This window comes from Methylophaga sp. UBA5088 (assembly GCF_002414625.1).
Lineage (GTDB): Bacteria > Pseudomonadota > Gammaproteobacteria > Nitrosococcales > Methylophagaceae > Methylophaga > Methylophaga marina.
In genome coordinates, this window is the sequence record NZ_DIAC01000053.1 from 23671 (window position 1) to 26387 (window position 2717).

Here is a 2717-nt window from a genome sequence, read left to right on the forward strand (position 1 = left end):
TATGATGAACCTGATAGACAGTCATTGCCACCTTGATTTTGATGCTTTTGATAAAGACAGAGAAAACATTCTTTCTGAATGTGCTTCATCCGGCATTCAACAGATCATCGTACCCGGCGTTACTGTATCCCAGTGGCCAAAACTCATTAAAACGTGTGACCATTATCCGGCGCTTAGGTTGGCTTTAGGCTTACACCCGATGTTTATGGCGGAACATAAGCCTAATCATATTGATCAGTTACGCACAGCATTAACAAAGAACAAAGCGATCGCTGTTGGTGAAATTGGTCTCGACTTTTTCGTCGCTGATGCTGACAAAGAAGCACAGACCGAGCTGTTTAAAAAACAGCTAAAGCTCGCCGCTGATTTCAACCTACCCGTTATTCTGCATGTTCGCAAAGCGCATGATGAAGTGCTTAAACTGCTGAGAGAAATCAAGGTTCCGGGCGGCATTGTGCATGCGTTTAATGGCAGTCTGCAGCAGGCAGAACATTATCAAAAACTGGGATTTTTATTTGGCGTTGGCGGTGCCCTAACCTACCCTAGAGCAAACAAATTGAAAACGTTATTTAGCCAATTACCAGAAGAGTATATTGTGCTGGAAACGGATGCGCCCGATATGCCTCTCGCGGGTTATCAAGGTGAGCGAAATACGCCTGAACGCATTCCTATCATTCTCAGCACACTGGCTGAGCTACGTTCGGTTTCAGAAGCATCGCTGGCAGCAGCCACCACGGCCAACTGCCAGAGAGTGTTTCATCTGGTTTAATCGTGATGACCGATTTCACCTTCCGTGAATAAATAGTCTTTCAACTCATCATTAAATTTAGGATCACGACGACGAATCCATTCCAGTGTCATAGCAGCATGCTCTTTTTCTTCGTCACGATTATGTTCCAGAATTTTTTTCAACTCAGGGTCATGACAGGCATCTACCCGCTGGTTATACCAATCAACGGCTTCTAGCTCTTCCATTAATGAAACTATCGCGCGATGCATATCGCGAGTTTCAGTTGATAATTCTTCGATGGGTTCGTGATAGCCTTCACTTGCCATATAAATCTCCTCTCTCTTAAAAGTGGTTGTATACGATGTTCTTGTGAACGATGCTAAAACTAGCATGTAGGGCGATAAGTTGGCACTATCAGAGGTTAAAAAACATCATAAATAATTCTCAGGACCATCATGGCAAATAAAGATATTTCGCTGATTCTAGACACTGTTAACGACATTATTATTGGAAAACAACAACCTATAAAACTGGCCCTGGCCTGTCTGTTAGCCAGAGGTCATTTGCTGATTGAAGATCTGCCGGGTGTAGGCAAAACCACGTTAGCTCATACGCTTGCGGCTACCATGGGGCTGAGTTTTCAACGCATTCAATTCACCAGTGATATGTTGCCCGCCGATATTATTGGTATCAGCATTTATGATAGGGAGTCCTCTAAGTTTCATTTCCACCACGGCCCTATTTTTACTCAGTTTATTCTGGCTGATGAAGTCAATCGCGCCTCGCCCCGAACCCAAAGTGCGCTGCTTGAAGCCATGGAAGAGCATCAAGTTACCGTAGATAACGACACCTTAAATCTACCTGAACCATTTTTTGTGATTGCCACGCAAAATCCCAGTCATCAGATTGGCACTTTCCCTTTACCGGAATCGCAGCTAGATCGCTTCCTGATGCGCATAGAACTGGGCTACCCCGATGCCAACGCGGAGCGACAATTACTCAAGGGAATAGATAGGCGTCAACTGTTAAAGCAACTTCAGGCAGTCATCACAGCCAACGTACTACTAACACTACAACAGCAAGCCAGCGAACTTATCGTGTCGGATGCGCTGATTGATTACCTGCAAAAAATTCTGCAACACACACGTGAATCCGGCCATTATCATCACGGTCTGTCTCCCAGAGCGGGTTTAGGTTTACTTAACGCGGCAAAAGCCTGGGCATTTATTGAAGGCCGCGATCATGTCTTACCGGAAGATATACAAGCCGTTTTGCCTAGTGTGGTGAATCATCGTCTGCAATTGGTGGATGAGACGCAACAGCCAGACTGGATTGATAGTTTAATTCAACAAGTTCCTATCCCCTGATAATGGTCAACAGCTTCACTCAATTTTGGCAGAAATGGCAGCAGCGACAGCGTATCTTTATTATGCCGTCAGCCTATGGTTATGCTTATGTCGTGCTGCTGATAGTCATGTTGCTGGGCGCGATTAATTATAATAATAGTCTCGGACATTTACTGTGCTTTTTGCTGGTTGGTCTTGGTCAGGTAGCGATGCATCATAGTCATCGAAATATCAAACATCTGAGTTTGACGGTGACAGCTTTAGATCCGGTGTTCTACGGCCAATCTGCCCAGTTTCGATTAACGACAAACAACACGAAACCACAGGCTAGTTTTCAGCTGGAGGTCCGACACAAAATCAGTACAAAGAAATCACGTTGGCCCTTTATCAAACGTTATCAATCTTTGCAGTTATTGGATAAGGTTGATGGCCATAGCAACCACACGTCGACACTGACTATCCCAACACTAAAACGTGGATGGCAACCATTAAATACCCTTAGCGTGACTAGCAGCTATCCTCTCGGTTTATTTCAGTGTTGGACATTATTCGACACCTCAGCTCAGGTCTTGGTCTATCCTCAGGCGAAAGGTCAAAAGCCATTACCCATGAACGCTGAGACCGGACAGGAAGCACGCAAG

General features: G+C 45.0%; 3 protein-coding genes and 1 pseudogene. 3 read left to right on the plus strand and 1 reads right to left on the minus strand.

The features are described from left to right. Positions 1-769, plus strand: a 769-nt coding sequence (locus B4K20_RS07475) for a TatD family hydrolase (protein ID WP_289282443.1), incomplete at its 5' end; no start/stop codon positions are given. Here B4K20_RS07475 and B4K20_RS07480 read toward each other — a convergent pair. Then, complete coding sequence (locus tag B4K20_RS07480; RefSeq protein ID WP_289243930.1) at positions 766-1056, minus strand: ferritin-like domain-containing protein; 291 nt, start codon at positions 1054-1056, stop codon at positions 766-768. The genes B4K20_RS07475 and B4K20_RS07480 overlap by 4 nt on opposite strands. Before the next feature lie 129 nt (positions 1057-1185). On the opposite strand from B4K20_RS07480, the gene B4K20_RS07485 reads away from it, so the two are divergent. Continuing rightward, on the plus strand, positions 1186-2097 hold the full coding sequence (locus tag B4K20_RS07485) for an AAA family ATPase (protein ID WP_286305313.1): 912 nt from the start codon (positions 1186-1188) through the stop codon (positions 2095-2097). Positions 2098-2099: 2 nt separating this feature from the next. Next, positions 2100-2717 (plus strand): annotated as a pseudogene (locus B4K20_RS07490) (hypothetical protein); the annotation flags it as partial.

Excerpts from the sequence above, each read along its gene's own strand:
- B4K20_RS07480 (WP_289243930.1), bottom strand. The coding sequence starts at position 1,056 with ATGGCAAGTGAAGGCTATCACGAACCCATCGAAGAATTATCAACTGAA.
- B4K20_RS07485 (WP_286305313.1), top strand. The coding sequence starts at position 1,186 with ATGGCAAATAAAGATATTTCGCTGATTCTAGACACTGTTAACGACATT.